The organism is Devosia sp., from assembly GCF_028290645.1.
Taxonomy (GTDB): Bacteria; Pseudomonadota; Alphaproteobacteria; order Rhizobiales; family Devosiaceae; genus Devosia_A.
Genome location: NZ_JAQGJL010000217.1, coordinates 1 through 16014 on the forward strand (window position 1 = coordinate 1; position 16014 = coordinate 16014).

The 16014-nt window shown below is 61.9% G+C and carries 14 protein-coding genes and 1 pseudogene; 4 read left to right on the plus strand and 11 right to left on the minus strand.

The features are described from left to right. From JWQ89_RS12285 to JWQ89_RS12300, 4 genes and pseudogenes are all read left to right on the plus strand, one after another. Nucleotides 1-916 (plus strand): annotated as a pseudogene (locus tag JWQ89_RS12285) (lipopolysaccharide biosynthesis protein); the annotation flags it as partial. Continuing rightward, complete coding sequence (locus JWQ89_RS12290; protein WP_299641399.1) at nucleotides 913-1713, plus strand: CpsD/CapB family tyrosine-protein kinase; 801 nt, start codon at nucleotides 913-915, stop codon at nucleotides 1711-1713. The pseudogene JWQ89_RS12285 and the gene JWQ89_RS12290, both read left to right, overlap by 4 nt. 56 nt (nucleotides 1714-1769) lie before the next feature. Next, complete coding sequence (locus JWQ89_RS12295) at nucleotides 1770-2042, plus strand: helix-turn-helix transcriptional regulator (protein WP_299641466.1); 273 nt, start codon at nucleotides 1770-1772, stop codon at nucleotides 2040-2042. A gap of 180 nt (nucleotides 2043-2222) precedes the next feature. Beyond that, the gene (locus tag JWQ89_RS12300) at nucleotides 2223-2891 is read left to right on the plus strand and encodes a response regulator transcription factor (RefSeq protein ID WP_299641401.1); all 669 of its coding nucleotides are present in this window, start codon (nucleotides 2223-2225) and stop codon (nucleotides 2889-2891) included. An 83-nt stretch (nucleotides 2892-2974) separates the two neighbouring features. On the opposite strand, the gene JWQ89_RS12305 is transcribed toward JWQ89_RS12300, so the two are convergent. The 11 genes from JWQ89_RS12305 to JWQ89_RS12350 form a co-directional block, all read right to left on the minus strand. Beyond that, nucleotides 2975-4006: an SDR family oxidoreductase gene (locus tag JWQ89_RS12305; protein WP_299641403.1), complete on the minus strand. Its 1032-nt coding sequence runs from the start codon at nucleotides 4004-4006 to the stop codon at nucleotides 2975-2977. Between the two features lie 2 nt (nucleotides 4007-4008). Beyond that, nucleotides 4009-5154, minus strand: a complete 1146-nt coding sequence (locus JWQ89_RS12310; RefSeq protein WP_299641405.1) for a glycosyltransferase family 4 protein — start codon at nucleotides 5152-5154, stop codon at nucleotides 4009-4011. Then, complete coding sequence (locus tag JWQ89_RS12315) at nucleotides 5151-6209, minus strand: EpsG family protein (RefSeq protein ID WP_299641407.1); 1059 nt, start codon at nucleotides 6207-6209, stop codon at nucleotides 5151-5153. The genes JWQ89_RS12310 and JWQ89_RS12315 overlap by 4 nt, the downstream gene beginning before the upstream one ends. Next, entirely contained in the window at nucleotides 6210-7436 is a 1227-nt protein-coding gene (locus JWQ89_RS12320) for a glycosyltransferase (RefSeq protein ID WP_299641409.1), read from the minus strand. Beyond that, nucleotides 7400-8404 (minus strand): glycosyltransferase family A protein, encoded by a 1005-nt coding sequence (locus JWQ89_RS12325; RefSeq protein ID WP_299641411.1) that lies wholly within the window; start codon nucleotides 8402-8404, stop codon nucleotides 7400-7402. Before JWQ89_RS12325 ends, JWQ89_RS12320 begins: the two co-directional genes overlap by 37 nt. Before the next feature lie 18 nt (nucleotides 8405-8422). Further along, nucleotides 8423-9166, minus strand: a complete 744-nt coding sequence (locus JWQ89_RS22525; RefSeq protein ID WP_366144002.1) for a class I SAM-dependent methyltransferase — start codon at nucleotides 9164-9166, stop codon at nucleotides 8423-8425. Continuing rightward, nucleotides 9075-9767, minus strand: coding sequence for a hypothetical protein (locus tag JWQ89_RS12330; RefSeq protein WP_299641414.1), 693 nt, complete (start codon nucleotides 9765-9767; stop codon nucleotides 9075-9077). Before JWQ89_RS12330 ends, JWQ89_RS22525 begins: the two co-directional genes overlap by 92 nt. A gap of 247 nt (nucleotides 9768-10014) precedes the next feature. Then, nucleotides 10015-11838: an ABC transporter ATP-binding protein gene (locus JWQ89_RS12335; RefSeq protein WP_299641416.1), complete on the minus strand. Its 1824-nt coding sequence runs from the start codon at nucleotides 11836-11838 to the stop codon at nucleotides 10015-10017. Between the two features lie 10 nt (nucleotides 11839-11848). After that, nucleotides 11849-13123, minus strand: a complete 1275-nt coding sequence (locus tag JWQ89_RS12340) for a nucleotide sugar dehydrogenase (protein ID WP_299641418.1) — start codon at nucleotides 13121-13123, stop codon at nucleotides 11849-11851. 142 nt (nucleotides 13124-13265) lie between these two features. Further along, nucleotides 13266-14597 carry a sugar transferase gene (locus JWQ89_RS12345; RefSeq protein ID WP_299641421.1) on the minus strand — a complete coding sequence of 444 codons (1332 nt, stop codon included), beginning with the start codon at nucleotides 14595-14597 and terminating at the stop codon, nucleotides 13266-13268. A gap of 170 nt (nucleotides 14598-14767) precedes the next feature. Beyond that, the gene (locus tag JWQ89_RS12350; RefSeq protein WP_299641423.1) at nucleotides 14768-15991 is read right to left on the minus strand and encodes an O-antigen ligase family protein; all 1224 of its coding nucleotides are present in this window, start codon (nucleotides 15989-15991) and stop codon (nucleotides 14768-14770) included. Between the last annotated feature and the right edge of the window lie 23 nt (nucleotides 15992-16014).

Below are 16014 nucleotides of genomic sequence, written 5' to 3' on the forward strand. Positions count from 1 at the left end.
GGCCCGGGAGGTCACGGACATAGAGAAGCGCGTGCAGGCTTACAAGACACAGAACCTCGAGGCGCTTCCCGATAGTCTGGAATTTCGCCGGGACCAGCAGATCAAGATGCAGAGCCGGTTGCGGGAGCTGGAGCGCGAGGAGGCCACCCTGACCAGCCGGCGCGCGAACTATCTGCAATATTACAGCGCGACTGGCCGCGTCAGCGACGATGCGCCCCAGTCTCCAGAGTTCAGGCTCCTGCAGGATTTGCAGGCAGCGCTGGCGACGCAGCGCTCGACTTTTGAGGAGGATAGTCCGGCAATCACTTCCCTCCAGGCGCGGATCGCGGCAGTGGAATCGCACCTGAGGGCCGAGCCGACTACGCCCGCCGCCGCCGCCAAGCCTGCGGCACTCGACATGCAGCTGGCCGAAATCGACGAACGGCTGCAGGCGATAGTGTCCGAACGGCAATCAATCGAGAAGAGCTACGCCAGGCTGACCGCCTCGATCGAGGCCACGCCAGCGAACGAGGCTGGCTTGAGCGCCCTGCAGCGAGACTACGCCAACGCGCAGACTCTCTATTCCGCCGCAATGGCGCGTCTCGCCGAGGCCTCGATCGGCGAGCAGATCGAGGCGAGGTTCAAGGGCGAGCGACTTGCGTTGATCGAGGACGCGCAGCCGCCGGACCACCCGGTTCGCCCCAAGCGCTTCATGATAGCCGCCGGCGGCGCGGCCGCCGGCCTGGTCGCTGCACTGGCGGCTGTCGCCGGACTTGAATTCCTGAATGCCAAGGTTCGCCGGCCCATCGAACTGCAGCGCAAGCTGGGTATCGATCCATTGGCCACCATTCCTTTCATCCCATCCGCTCAGAACAAAAGCTCCATGATGGTCCGGTGGTTGCCGGCAGGGGTGTCCGCCCGGGGTGACCCAAAATGACTCTTGAGGATCCGATCAGGCCGCTTCGAGAGGCGCAGTTGCCACCGCGCTTGCCTCCGATCCAGAGCGCTTTCAAGACCGAGCGGGCGGGGACGCAGCAGGCCTGGACCGAGCTGCGCGCGTTGGAGCTCGACCCCAAGCAGCTTGAAACGAACCGGATCGTGACCGTAGCGCGCAACGACCCACGGCATATGCCGCTCGACATATTGCGTACCAAGCTCGTCCGGACGATGCGGAAGAATGGCTGGAGCGTGCTTGCCATTACCTCGCCCACCGCCAGATGCGGCAAATCCACCATCGCGCTGAACCTGGCATTCAGCCTCGCCATGCAAAGTGATTTGCGCCTGGCGCTGCTGGATTTTGATCTGCGCTCCCCGAGCGTGGCAAGGCTGCTCGGATGCGGCCGGCATTTTGCCATCGAAAGGCTGCTGCGGGGACAGAACAAAATGGCAGAAAATATGCTGCGGCACGGCAACAATCTGGCCGTTGCACCCAACACGGTTCCAGTGAGAGACGCTGCGGAACTGTTGCAGGACGTAGCCTCGGGTACGGCAATCCGCGAGATGCGCCGAACCCTCGGACTCGATCTGGTCATCCTTGACCTGCCACCGATGCTGTCAAGCGACGATGTGATGTCGATCCTTCCAGGTGTCGACTGCGTGCTGCTGGTCGCTGCTGCCGAGTTGAGCAGCCTCAACGAGATCGACATCTGCGAACAGGAACTTTCCGAGCAGGGGAAGCTCCTCGGAGTGGTGTTGAACAAGTGCCGCCTCCTTCCCGAGAAATACGGCTACTGAGGGCATCAGGGTCTGCAGGGCAGCGCGTTGATCGCGTGGCAAATCTCCTGCAAGGAGTGTCAGGTGGACAAGGAGATGCTGTACCCCTTGCATCCAGCGCTATCAAAAGTGCGCCTCCGGGCTTCACGCCATGCCGATCGCTAGCGGACGCTTCACCGGACGCCGGTCTCTCCGCGCGACAGGTGGACGTGATGCACCTTACTGCCCAGGGCAAGAGCAACAAGGACATTGCACAAGCGCTGGGTTTGGCGGAGGTCACCGTAAAGGTCCACGTGAATGCGCTGTTCCGGAATCTGAACATCACGACAGAACCAAAGCGGCCGAGATAGCAGTGCGCCCACTAGGGATTAATGCGTAGCTCTAACATGTGTGGAGCAAGTCGTCGGACACAATGTACTAAACTGGCCGTACGTATGCCAAGCCTTTGAAATAATTATTGTTTTATGTCGGAATTGTTGCCATAGTCAGAATTAGTTGCGGCAGGTTATTGCGACACACGGGTGCATGACATGGACCCTTCCCTTCCCGCGTCAGTGATTATCGTCGACGCGATGGCGTTCCGTCGGGCCGGATTGGCCGCACTGCTTGAACCTTGGGCAAATAGCATCGGGATGGAGGCGGTTGAGGTTGCGCCAAATGAGCTGAACGCCGACCTGTTGGCCGCCACAGATCCCAAGTTCGTCGTACTCAACGTTGGCGGAACCTCGCTTCACGCAACAAACCCTGCGACATGGGCAAGCAGCATCCGCCGTATCCTTCCGGATACACCCTGCCTGGTGCTTTCAGACCGGACCGAACCCGATGAGGCGATCCTCGCAGCACGGCTCGGACAGCAGGCGTTCATGCCAACCAGTACCCCTCCCAAGATCGCCCTGCAGGTGTTCGCCATGGTCATGAGTGGAGGCACCTATTTTCCGCGGGAGGCGCTGCTGCAACCTATTACCCTCGCGGCGCGAGGGGCAGGCGACGCGGCGCTGGACACACCGGGATTTACCCCCCGGCAGCTGCAAGTGCTCGAAGGCCTGAGACAGGGGCGGGCCAACAAGACCATCGCGCGCGATCTCGACATGCAGGAATCGACGGTGAAGGTGCATGTCAGGCAAATCATGGGAAAGCTTGGCGCCGCGAACAGAACGCAGGCTGCGCTGCTTGCCGCGCGGTCAGGGGTTGGAGGGTGAGTTCGTGCCAGCGGTTCGGACACCGCTGGCGCCCTTGCCCGCCAGCGCCGCGCGCGCCGATGCGGCGGCAAGCTGATGGACGCCTACCGAGCTGAGACGCCCAGGTTATCGCAATACCAGTCAAGACTGGCCTCGAGGCCGGCCGCGAGGTCGAAGCGGGGCTCGTAGCCAAGCTGCCGCCTCGCAAGCCGGATATCGGCGATGGAGTGACGGACGTCGCCGGCGCGGAAGGCCCGGTAGATCGGCTGGACCGGTCCGGGGAGCCGGCCGCGCCTCACCAGTCCATCGACAATCGCGGTGTAGAGTGAGTTGAGCGTGGTCCTCTCCCCCACGGCCACATTGAATACCGCTCCAGCGGCCTGCCGGCTGTCGGCCGTCGCGGCAAGAATATTGGCATCGACCACGTTGTCGACATAGCAAAAGTCCCGGCTGGTTTCGCCGTCGCCGTAGATTTCCACCGGCTCACCGTGAAGCAACTGCGCCGTCCATTTCGGCATGACCGCGGCATAGGGGCCGGCCGGATCCTGCCGCCTGCCGAAGACGTTGAAATACCGAAGCCCGACGAGTTCCATGGCATAGCTGCGGCTGAAGACATCGGCATATTGCTCGTTGATCGCCTTGGTCAAAGCATAGGGGCTGAGCGGCTTGCCGATCACATCCTCCACCTTGGGGAGGTCCGGGTGGTCGCCGTAGACCGAGCTCGAGGATGCGTACACGACCCGCTTCACGCCGGCGTCCCGGGCGGCGACGAGGATGTTCAGGAAGCCGTTGACGTTGCAGTCGTGGCTGAGAAGGGGATCGGCGATCGAGCGCGGTACAGAGCCGAGGGCGGCCTGGTGGAGGACGAAGTCCACCCCGGCGCAGGCGGATCGGCAGGCCGCGAGGTCTCGGATATCGGCGTTGACAAACTCGAAATTTCCGCGTTTTCCGGCGCCGGCTAGGGCGAGATCGAGGTTGCGCTGGTGGCCGGTGATGAAGTTGTCGAGGGCGATGACGGTCTGGCCGAGGCGCAGGAGGCGCTCGACGAGGTTGGAGCCGATGAAGCCGGTGGCGCCGGTCACGAGGAAGCGGCGGGGGTGGTGCTCAAGTACCGAGCTGGCCTCGAGAATTTGCATGGCTAGCTCCGTTTGCGGGCGTTGATGGCGCGGGTGATTTCGTGGCGGTAGCGGTCGACGACCACGGTTTCGTCGAATTCGGACACCGCCTTTTGGCGGCTTGAGGCGCCCATCCGGGTGCGTTGGGCCATGGTCAGGCTACAGAAAGTTGCCAGTGCCGCGGCGAGGGGGGTGGCGTCGCGCGGGGCGACGAGGAAACCGTTGACGCCGTCGTCGACCACCTCGCGGCAACCGGGCACGTCGGTGGCGATCAGCGGCCGCCCCAACGCGGCGGCTTCGATGAGGCTGCGCGACAGGCCCTCGCGATAGGAGGGGAGCACAACGCAATCGGCGGCGGCGAGATGCGGGCGCACGTCCTCGGTGACGCCAAGATATTCGACGACGCCCTCGGCCACCCAGCCCTCGACGACCGAGCGCTCGATCGCGGCCGGGTTGGGCACATCGAGGAAGCCGAGCAGCTGGAAGCGCGCCTCGGGATGCGCCCGGCGGGTGCGCCGCGCCGCCTCGACGAACTCGCCCACCCCCTTGTCCCAGAGCATGCGGGCAACGAGCAGGAAGCGGATTTCGCCGTCGGCCGGCCGGGGCGGCGCTGGGGAGAAACGGGCGAGATCGACGCCCGAGCCGGGCAGCAATCCGGCCTGGGCCTCGCGGACGAGGCGCTTGGCGATGAACAACTCCCGATCCTCCCGGTTCTGGAAGAACACCCGCTGCGAGCGGCCGAGCGCCAGCCGGTAGAGGAGCTTTGCCACCTCGGTCAGCCACGAGGCGCGGATGAAGGCGGCGCCGAGCCCGGCGATGTTGTTGATCACCGGGATGCCGAGGCTGTGCGCCGCGAGCGAGCCGTAGACATTGGGCTTGATGGTATAGCCGAGATAGGCAACGGGCCGCTCGCGCCGGAGCATTTGCCAGAAGCGGAGCAGCAGCCGGAGATCGCGCAGCGGCGAGGTGCCCCGGTTGTCCATCGGCAGGGGGATGTAGCGACAGCCGAGCCCCGGCAGCTTTTCGGCATACTCGTCGGGCGGGGCGACGACCACGACCTCGTACCCGTCCGCGATCAGCGCCACGATCAGAGACCGGCGGAAATTGTAAACGCTCCAGGCGGTGTTGGAGCAGATGAGGATGCGGGGAGCGGATTTGCGGGAGGTCATTGGAAATAGAACTGATATGGCAACCAGGCCCATGAGTGACTGGCGAAATTGAGCCAGACGAACAAGGCTAGCCCGGAGTAGATGAGTACTGCGACCGCGAGAAAGCGCTGCGTCCTTTCAGAACGTCCGAATGCCCCGGGAACCCGCGACAGAACCACCATCTGAATTGGAATGAGATATAGGGAGAGGCGGTCGACAGCAGTTGTGGAGGGGGACAGGATCAGCGTGGGCACTGTCGCGATCGCGACGGCGGCCACAATCAACCAGAGCCGCTTCTCACGTGGCGGCATGGGAAAGCGATCGCGGAAAACTAGCAGCAGTGTGGCGGGCAAGACATTCATCGCGGTGCGAATGGAAGCGCCGCTGGAATCGTACTCACTCTCGACATAGCCGTAAATCAGGTCGTCGACCCTATCGGCGAGCAGCACGAAATAAGCGGCGGCGGCGGCGGCAGCAACCCACAAGAAGGTCCACCAGCGTCCCCGATCGCTGGTAAGAGCGGCGATGGGAATGAGCAGTACAGCTGTTTTGTGGAACGTAGCGGCCAATACGACCCAGAACACGAACTTGAGTGTCGAGCCTTGTTGGGCAAGCGCCACCAGACCCAACATGGAGAGGCCGATAGCGACACCCTGCCGGGTGTAGCCCATGGCGACCACGACAACCAGATAGGGGACGGCGACCGCGAGGGCCAGCCACGGGCGCGGCTGCATGCGGCAAAACTCAAACAAGCCCCAGCAAAAGAGCCCTGCACAGGCGAGGTTTACCAGCCAGATGTCGCCGCCGAACCGAGCGGCCAACCAGTTGAGCAGGATGTAGCCCGGATCACCAGCGGTGGGAATTTCGTGGAAACCGAGGTAAGCAGCGCGATCTAGGTAGCCAAGATAGGACGACCAATCGCCTCCGACGTCATAGCGGAGGCCGACCAGGATGCCAGTGAACGCGATGGCAAGCAGGAACGCGATGTTCTCCACGTCGCGGCGACGCCGCCAATCGCCATTTTCGAAGAGGGTAGCGAAGGCCGGGATGCTGAAGATCAGCCAATAAGGGACCACCTAGGCTTGGTCCCCCTGAATTTCGTGCCACACCCGCTGATAACTCGACACCATTCTCGACAGCGAAAACTCTTCGACGACTCTTGCTCGGCAAGCCACCCTGCGATTGGCCCAGGCGGTGTTGTCCCTCGCAGCCTCCATGGCGGCAGCAATCGCGTTGGCTAAAGCTTCGGGCATCCTGGGCGGCACGACCCAACCGGTATCGTCAACGATGTACGACGCGTCGCCGACGTCAGTCACAACGCATGGAGTGCCACAGGCCATCGCCTCCGCTACAACATTCGGAAACCCTTCCGAATACGACGCCAGTGCATGCAGATCCAAAGCGTTCATTGTCGCGGCAATGTCGCCGCGGTGGCCAAGCATTACGATTTGACCGTCAAGGTGGAGTTCCGCAATCCGGTCCCGTAGCTGAATATTATCAGCCCCAGTTCCGGTGCCAATAAGCACGCATCGCCATGGCGAAATCCGGTTCGCCACTAGTTTGGTCAGCGCCGCTAACAGGTTCGGGTGATCCTTTACCGGATGCCAGCGAGCCACCATTCCAATCAGAAACGTATCGGGGGCCACCCTCCATTCGGAACGGAGGGTTGCTCTCGCTCTATCGTCGGTGGAGAACTGGCTTAAATCGTAACCGTTGGGGATGACCGCAAATTTCGAAGCAGCATACCCCAATGCAGCGTGAGTGACTGCCCCTTGCTGTGAACAACTGACGATTGACCTGGGCACCACGTGCGAAAGTCGAGCGCAACACCAATTCACCAATCGCGTCGTCCGACTGGCTGACGCGGAGTCGAGGAAATTATGGTGCAGCCCCCACACCACGTTCCGGATGCCGAGCAACCGTCCCATAACACCGCCGACAAGATTGGCGTGGTACATCCAAGTCTGCACGATATCCGGGCGCTCCCTTCGAAGGAGGCGAAACAGCTTGAGGAGCCCTGCAAGCGTAAGTTGCCCCCTAGGCATATCCAGGCAATCAACCCGTACGCCCTGTGCCGCCAGCATGGAACCGTACCGACCCGGCCCCGAGAGCGAAATTACGTGATGCGTGTGCGGAATCCCATCTTTGACGTCTGCTACCGCGGTGCATAGGCGAAAGAGGACCGCCTCCGCGCCACCGTCGCCGAGACCAGTGATGACATGGCACACACGCATATCAGCTTTCCAAACTCCGCCTTGTACCGGGGCTAATTTCGGTAATAGCCCAGTCTTCTCTTCAGGCACTCAATAGCTCTCTCCGCCCAAATTGGACCCACAATCCACGTAGGAAATCGGTACCACAAGGGTCCTTTGGGGGCCGTGCCACCACCGATCTCGGCGCTCAATGAGAAGTAGCGCTTCGCGTCATCGATCAGTCCCACTCGAACCAACTCCCGCCCCCATTTCCAGGCTCTTTCGCTCAGCGCATCGATCAATTCCACGCTCCGCTCACCACCGGTCGAAATGCAGAGGGTCTGCAGCTTAGACAACATAGCCGCCTGAGATTCGACCATCTCCCTCCGTGGTCGGCGACTTATTCGATCGGTGCTGGGGTGATTTCTGTATAAAAGTGATGGTGCGCCGCAATAAATCGGAGTTCCGCCTCGCAACAGCACCCTCATAAAAAGGTCGATGTCTTGTCTATTCAACAACCGCTCGTCAAATCCACCTACTGAAATAAGATCCGATCTCCGGTATAGCGCGCACGATACGGGTGGTGTATGATCAAACAGCCATCGTGTCTTCGGGCGAAATCCGCCGCGACGCCAAAGCAATAGCGGGTGGAAATGTATCCTCCTCGCCAACGGGTCCTTTTCAAACGTATAGGAAAGTGACAGCGGGATGGCGTCCGGCGATCTCTCCAGCGCACCAACCAAGCGGTCGATGGCGCCTTCGGCAAGCAAATCATCCGCGTCAAGAAACACTACAAATTCGCCACGCGATATCGCAAGTCCGCCGTTCCGAGCGTAGCAAGCCCCCTTTCGGTCCTCGACCAACACCTGTACGAAGTCATAGCGCGCCGCGAGTTCTTCGCATATGCGAAGACTCCCATCTGTCGACCCGTTATCCACCAATACGATCTCAAGATTGGAGTACGATTGGCCCACGCAACTCTCGACGGCGGCAGCCACGTACTCCGATGCATTAAGACAAGGAATAACGACTGTTACGATAGGTCGCAGGCCAGCAGTCTTCTGATGAATACCATTCATAAACGGTGACCCGGGGGGCTATGCTCTTTGAAAAACATAGAAATCGGCGAAAGACTCCTGCTGGGGATCGGACTGCAAAGGAAATTCGTTCTCAATGACCGATCTGCACACCCACTCCGGCCTGCGCACAGCTACCCAGTCTGTAAAACGGCGGTGGCGGACGTGCGCTGCGCTATTACTTCTATCGACGTTGGAGGAATACACGATCACGGAGCGTCTAGCCGCGTCGAACAAGAAATTCATATGGGCTTCAAACACCTCGTCCTCAACCAGATGAAATATTACATCCAGAGACAAAGACAAGTCGGCCGTTTCGCCTGCGTATGAATCAAGTAGTAAGAAACTCTTGGTGCTGTCTTCCTTATATAGATTTCTGCATCTGTCTATGGCGGTATAGGATACGTCGAGTCCAATGTAACGCGGGTACCTAGCAAGCATTAATTGATTGCCATCACCGCATCCGAACTCGATTACCGATCGAATTCCATTCTGGTCAACAAAATCATTTAGAAAGCGAGCTTTGAAGTCCGCCAGCCTTCCGTAGGATCCGGCTCCCGAGTTACCTCCATCGCGATATCGCGTTTCCCAGTAGTGGGTCGAACCCGCGAACCTCCTCACGACCAATAGTCTCTTTATCTGTTTGTAAACTGCAAGGACTCGAGCGCGAACATCAGATTGCACGACCCATGTGCTCCTTATGAGTACCGCCAAGCGGAAAGCCAAATGCCGAGAGTAGGTGAGCGATTTGCCTATCATTCCCATTGAGTGCGTCACTATTCTGCAACCAAAGAGAAACCTCCTGCGACCCAGGCCAAACAGAGAGTCTACGCGCCCTCTTTACGCGCCTGAACGTGGCACCGTTGCGCGCGGCCATCCAAAAAAGCCAAAGGTCGTCCGCTGTGGGGGCAAGGGAGAGAAACATATCGGCATCGACAACTTGGGAGTCGAATGTCCCAGGGGGATAGAGGGCGCCCGCGCCACTCGTGGGGAACAGCAAGCTGGAAGGTCCGGTCTCCTGTGTCGACAGGTGCCAATCGTCGTAGGGAAGCGGGAGGCCACGTTCATCCAAAACGATGAGGTGTGCGCGATGGCACACCACCTCGGGCTCGCCCGTATGATGAGCCTCTACGAGTTCACGTAACCAGTTGGGGCGATAATAGATGTCGTCGTCCGCAGTCGCGATGTAGGCATCAGGAAAGCCGGTCAGAGCGGGAATAATTTTCTTGTACGATCGATAATCGGGACATGTACGGATTTCCAATCCTAACTGTTTCATTGCAAGGATAGACCTTGGAAGAGTTACTTGGTCGCCTTCGGCCAGCCACAAGATCACTGCATCAGGTCGCATGGTCTGCGACAGCAAGCACTTAAGCGTTAGCTCAAGTGTCGAGAAGCGCGGAGGGTACGAGGTTAACGATACGATTAGTCGCGACGGGAGGCTATGCTTCAGCATCCCGCGCACAACCGGGGACATTTTAACTCTGCGATAGATCAACCAGTCGGTGAAATGACGCAATGCGATGCGCGCCAAGCGGACACGACTGCGTGCCGCCTTATAGAGAGTGTGGTTCAATTTACGGCTCTGCGCGCAAGTTGACAGTTTCCCTTGGTCATGCGCGGTTCACCATCAGGTCTCGGACTGTGGCCTCCGTTCCGGCGGTCGCCTCGGCGAATACGCTGGTATCAGGGTTCCCCAACCTCACCACCTCGTCACACCCCGCCACCGTCGACAGCCGGTGCGCAATAATGAGTATCGTCAAATCCCGGGTCAGGCCGTCGATGGCGCGCATCACGGCGGCTTCGGTTTCGGTGTCCAGCGCGCTCGTCGCCTCGTCGAACACCAGGACGCTCGCCCGCTTGTAGAGCGCGCGGGCAATGCCGAGGCGTTGGCGTTGGCCGCCGGAGAGGCGCACGCCGCGTTCGCCGACGAGGCAATCATAACCCTCGGGCAGGGCGGCGATGACTTCGGCGAGCTCGGCGCGGGTCGCCGCCTCGGTGACGCGGGCGTGGTCGATCTCGGCGGGCGGGATGCCGAAGGCGATGTTTTCGGCGATGCTGGCGTCGGCGAGGTATATCGATTGCGGGACGTGGGCGATCTGGGCCTGCCAGGCGGAGCGGTTGGCGTCGGTCAGCTCCACGCCGTCGATCAGGATGCGGCCCGCGGACGGGGTCAGCAGCCCCAGCACCAGGTCCATCAGCGTGCTCTTGCCACTGCCGGTCTTGCCGACGAAGCCGATGCGGGCGCCGCGGCGGATGACGAGGCTGATATCCTCAAGCGTCGGGCGGGCGCTCTGGGGGTAAGTGAAGCCGACCTGCTCGAGCACGATGTCGCGCGCAAAGGCCAGCCGTTCGCCGGCGGGCGGGGCGGCGAACTGGGCGGCATCGGGGAGGCGTAGGACGTCGAGGATGTCGTAGAGCATGCCGCCATTGCTCAGATACTGAGCCCAGCCGGAATAGATGTTCTGCATCAGCGGCACCAGCCGCTGCGCGCCAAGCGCCAGCGCCCCCAGCAGCGGGATGGCCGAGACCAGCCCCCCATCGCGCAGGCTCAGCACCAGCGCCAGGCCGGCGATGAGCACGAGGCCCAGCCCCTCGACGATGAAGCGCGGCGCCTGGCCGACGAAATTGTTCTCGGCCTGCGCCCGGCGCAAGCGCGCCTCGACCTCGGCGAAGCGCTCGACGAACACCGGTTGCGAGCGATCGAGCAGTACGTCGCGGATGCCGCCGAGGCCCTCGCTTGCCGCCTGCAGCCGCTCGCCCTGGGCCCGCGCGATGATCACGCCGTTGCGCTGCATGGCCTGGCGTGTGGTTGCGGTGACGAGCAGGTAGATGGCGGCGAAACCAAGGCCGGAGGCCAGCGCCACCACGGGATCGATCAGCAGCAGGCCGGCGAGGATGAACACGGCGATGACCGCGGCGCTCACCGCCTGCATCAGCGGCACGAGCAGCTGGCTGCTGACCAGTTGCGCATTGTTGATCACCGCCAGGGTTTGGTTGCTGTTGAGGGCGGTGTGGTAGGCATAGGGCTGGTGCAGGGTGCGGCTGTAGACCGCGACGCTCAGTTCCCTCGCGACGCCGAAGACGAAGCGCTGGCTGGCCCAGACCAGCAACAGCCGCACCGCCCCGGCCAGCACCGCCGACAGCGGGAAGGCGACGGCCGTCGCAACGATCAGCTCGATCGGGGTGTCGAGGCCCATAGCCGCCAGCGCGCCGCGCAGCGGGCTGTTGGCGAGCACAGCGTCGGGATCGGCGATGATGGTGAGGAACGGCAGGATGGCGCCGATCGAGATCAGTTCGGCGAGCGCCCCGCAGAGCATCAGCGCCACCATCGGTACGAGCTGGCGCCGGCGCTTTGGCGAAACATGACGGAACATCTCCGCGAGCGCGGTCAGCATCGAGAGGCGGGTCAGGGGGTGGGGGGTGTGCCGGTTCACGGGAGGCTCATCAGAGGCGCCCGTCAGTCTGGTCGCGCGGGAAGATGCCCTTGACGTCGTAGATCACCGCGTTGGGGGTGCCGAGCGCACGAGTGCCGGCGATGCCGAGCTCGTGGAACTGCTCATGCGCCACGGCGACGACGATGCCGTCATAGGGTCCATCGGGTTTTTCGGTCACCGAGGCGGTGCCAAATTCGTGGCGGCAGGCCTCGGGCGACACCCAGGGGTCCCAAATCTCGACGGCGGCGTTGAAGTCCTGGAAGCGGGCGACGATGTCGGCGACCTTGGAATTGCGAAGGTCCGGGCAGTTCTCCTTGAAGGCGGCTCCCATGACCAGAATCCGGCTGCCGACGACGGGGATGCCCTTGCGCATCATCAGACGCGCCGCCTGATCGGCGGCGTACTGGCCCATGCCGTCATTGATGCGGCGGCCGGCGAGGATGACTTCGGGGTGGTAGCCGACTTCCTGCGCCTTGTGCGTGAGGTAGTAGGGGTCGACGCCGATGCAGTGTCCGCCGACGAGGCCGGGAGCGAAGCGGAGGAAGTTCCACTTGGTGCCGGCGGCCTCCAGCACCTCGGAGGTATCGATGCCGAGCTTGCCGAAGATGATGGCCAACTCGTTCATCAGTGCAATGTTCAAATCCCGCTGGGTGTTCTCGATGACCTTGGCGGCCTCTGCGACCGCGATGCTGCTGACGCGATGGGTGCCGGCAGTCACGATCGAGGCGTAGAGCCTGTCGATGGCCTCGGCGGCTTCGGAGGTGGAGCCGCTGGTCACCTTGGTGATGGAGGCCAGCCGATGTTCCTTGTCGCCGGGATTGATCCGCTCGGGGCTGTAGCCGAGAAAGAAGCCCTCGTTCACGGCAAGGCCCGAGATTCTGCTGATGATGGGGCCACAGACTTCCTCGGTGCAGCCCGGATAGACCGTCGATTCGAAGATCACCACGGCGCCCGGCGATATGGCCCGACCTACCGTCTCGGAGGCCCGGAGCAAGGGCGTAAGCTCCGGGCGGTTGGTCTGGTCGACCGGCGTCGGGACGGTGACGATGAAGACGCCGCATTGCCGGAGGTTCTCGGCGTCGCTGGTGAAGGTGAGGCCGGCGGCCGCTTCAAAGTCCTCGGCGGTCGCCTCGAGGGTGGTGTCGATGCGGCAGCGGAGGGCCTCGATCCGTTTCGCGTCGATGTCGAAGCCGATGACGTTGCGGCACCTGCCGAAGGCCAGCGCCAGTGGCAGGCCGACATAGCCCAGACCGATGACGGCGATGGTCTTGTCGTCGAGGTTCATGAAGGAGATGCCGCCGCGAACAGGTCTCGATGAACAACCGTGCAGGGCAGGACTGCATGGCACACGGCGGAAACAGAAGCGGCCTGCGGGGTCACTGTCCCATCAGGACAACACAATACCGGTACCGCTCTCCGTTCTCCTGTCACCGCGAACCGTGCCCCGTCAAAACGGTTCGAACCGTGCGCATGAGGATCAAAATGTCCAGCCATGGCGAGAAATTCTTGATGTAGTAGAAGTCGTAGTGGAGCTTCTCGAGGGTCTGGTCGACGGCCGTAACATGTCCCTGGTTGACCTGCGCCCAGCCGGAGATTCCCGGCCGAACGATATGGCGGTACCTGTAGAATGGCAGCTCTTGCTCATACCATTGCGACAGCGGGACCGCCTCCGGCCGGGGGCCGATCCAGCTCATCTCACCCTTCAGCACGTTGACCACTTGCGGCAGCTCGTCGAGCCGCGTGCGCCGCAGGAATTTTCCGAGGCGCGTGATACGGGGGTCTGCGTCCCTGGTGATCGCAGATTCGAGTGTGTCGTCGGCGCGGGCATTTTCACGCATGGTGCGGAATTTCACCACCTCGAACGGCCGGCCGCGAAAGCCGATCCGGGTCTGGCGGAAGAGGGCAGGGCCTTTGGAATCGAGCCTGATGGCGATGCCGATGCCCACGAGAATTGGGAACGAGACTGTCAGGAGGACAAACGCCAGCAGCCAGTCCGCCGCCTGCTTGACCTTGAGGTAGTTGGCGTCGGGGTTGAGGGACCCGAGCGTATTTTCGGACAGATGTGCGATCTCTACCCGGCCGGTGAGCGATTCCTGCAACTGCTTTACGTGAAACACCCTGATTCCCGAAAGCGCGCATTGCGTGATGAAGCGCTCCCAGGGGGCAGCGAGGTCCTCTCGCAAATCGGCGACCACTCCACTGATGGGGATGTTGGGAAGCGCCGGTTCATGAAGGTCGGTCCACAGTACGCGCTCGATCGCCGAGAGCCGTTCGACAGCCCCGCCAGGCACTACCGCGAAATGGGGAGGCCGGTACTGGCGGGCTACGGACTGGGCGAAGAAGATCCAGATTACCGAAAGGACCAGGCTAGAAGGAAACAGGTAGCGATTGTACTCGATGCGCGCGAACAGCAACACGGCCAGCACAACAAGGAAGCTGATCAAAAGCACCGGAACCAGATAATAGGTCTGGCGTACCCCGGGCAGCGATGAAAGCTGCCTCAGCACCATCAAAGCTGCCAGGATGGCGAAGCTCGATGCGACGATGGTGTTGATCTGCTGCGCGAGCAGCCAGCCGTTCAGGTCGAGGCCCCAGCGCAGAAACACCGGAAGCAACACCGCGAAGATGAAGGCGCCGATGAACTGGTAGCGTAGCCGGCCGAACTCGCCGAGCCAGGTCTCCGGCCCCGCCACAGCTCCGGAGGGCCGCCACCCGGCCAAGCCAATTGAGGAATCGCGATCTCCGCCCAACCGCCGCACCACTAAATGCTAAATGTCACTTTAAGAAATTGCGACATGACGCCCGGAGACGTGGATTCGCAGCACATCGTCGCCAATCTAACTGATCTAACCTTGATTTGCACAGTCCATAGTTAGGTTGGACCATAACTGTTTGCCGCGGAACGATCCGGATCCGCGGGGGTCAGGTGCTATCTGTCGGTTGGGGCGGACGGCGGCCTCTGCCAGATGGGGGAGAACACGATCGCGTTCAGCAAGGCGAAGACCAGCGCCATCGCCATGGTGCGCAGCGGGTAATCCACCAGCGAGTGGATGAGAAGGAACACGAGGCCGCAGAAGGCCGCCCGCTGCAGCAGCGCGGCCATTCCGGTAAACGCAGCTCTGGCCAATAGCGCGAAATAGCAAAGGAGTGCCGCAAGCGCGGGCAATCCGCCTTCCATTACCAGTTCGAGGTATTCGTTGTGCGCGTGATTGACGAAGCTCGCGGTGATGTCTGCCTCTTCCTCGAATGCGGGATACACAATCTCGAAGGTGCCAAATCCCGACCCTAACGGCAGGTGCCCGATCGTACCCTCGACCGAGTTCCGCCAGATCCCGGTGCGGTCCAGGGGATTGTCGGGATCAATCTCGAGTACGTTGTTGGGGTTGGTGGCGAGGACGAGCGCGCCGACCACCGCAGCGCCGAGCAGAAGGCCCCGGAACGCGGGCCTCATGTTGGCGATCATGGCGTAGGAGGCGGCGGCGCATCCCAGCGACAGGAAGGCGCCGGCAACCGACCGGGTGGCGAATCCCACGAAGACCATCAAAGCGACGACAGCCAAGGACAGAACCGGGCGCCGGATGGCGACAAACTGGTAAACGACGAAGGGGATGCCGACAAACAGCAGCGCGGCAAAATGGTTCTGGTTTGCGAAAAAGCCGGCTGCGGTCGGGTAGGGCAGGAACCCTCCGAGGATGGATGAGCTCGCCGCAAACTGGACCAGTGCGAACGCCATGTTGACGATCAGCCCGAGCAGGAAGAAGGCGAGGAGCCGGTTGAACTCATCCTCGTCGAGTCGCCCAAGGACCAGGAAGAAGGTGGCGACCGGCCAAAAGAACAGCAACGTCTCGAAGGTTCGGTTCCAATCGGCCGTCAGTGCCAGCGGCGCGCGCCCGATGTCGCCGCTGATGACGGGACCACCAAGTAGGGCGGTGATGGGAAGGAGCTGGACGGTGAGGAGGATGCCCGCCGCTCCGAGCAGGGCCAGCACCGGCCCGGAATAGTTCCGGTCCGAGCCCGACTGCCCGAGGAGCAGAAGCAGCGGAAGGCAGAGGAGCTGGAGGGTAAACGTCGTCGGCAGACCGGCGACGGAACTGCCGCCGATGACAAGCGCGAGGAGCAGGACGAGACCGAGGAGCGTCGAGCGGAAATCCATCCGCTGCGCCCTGCCTCTGCCTC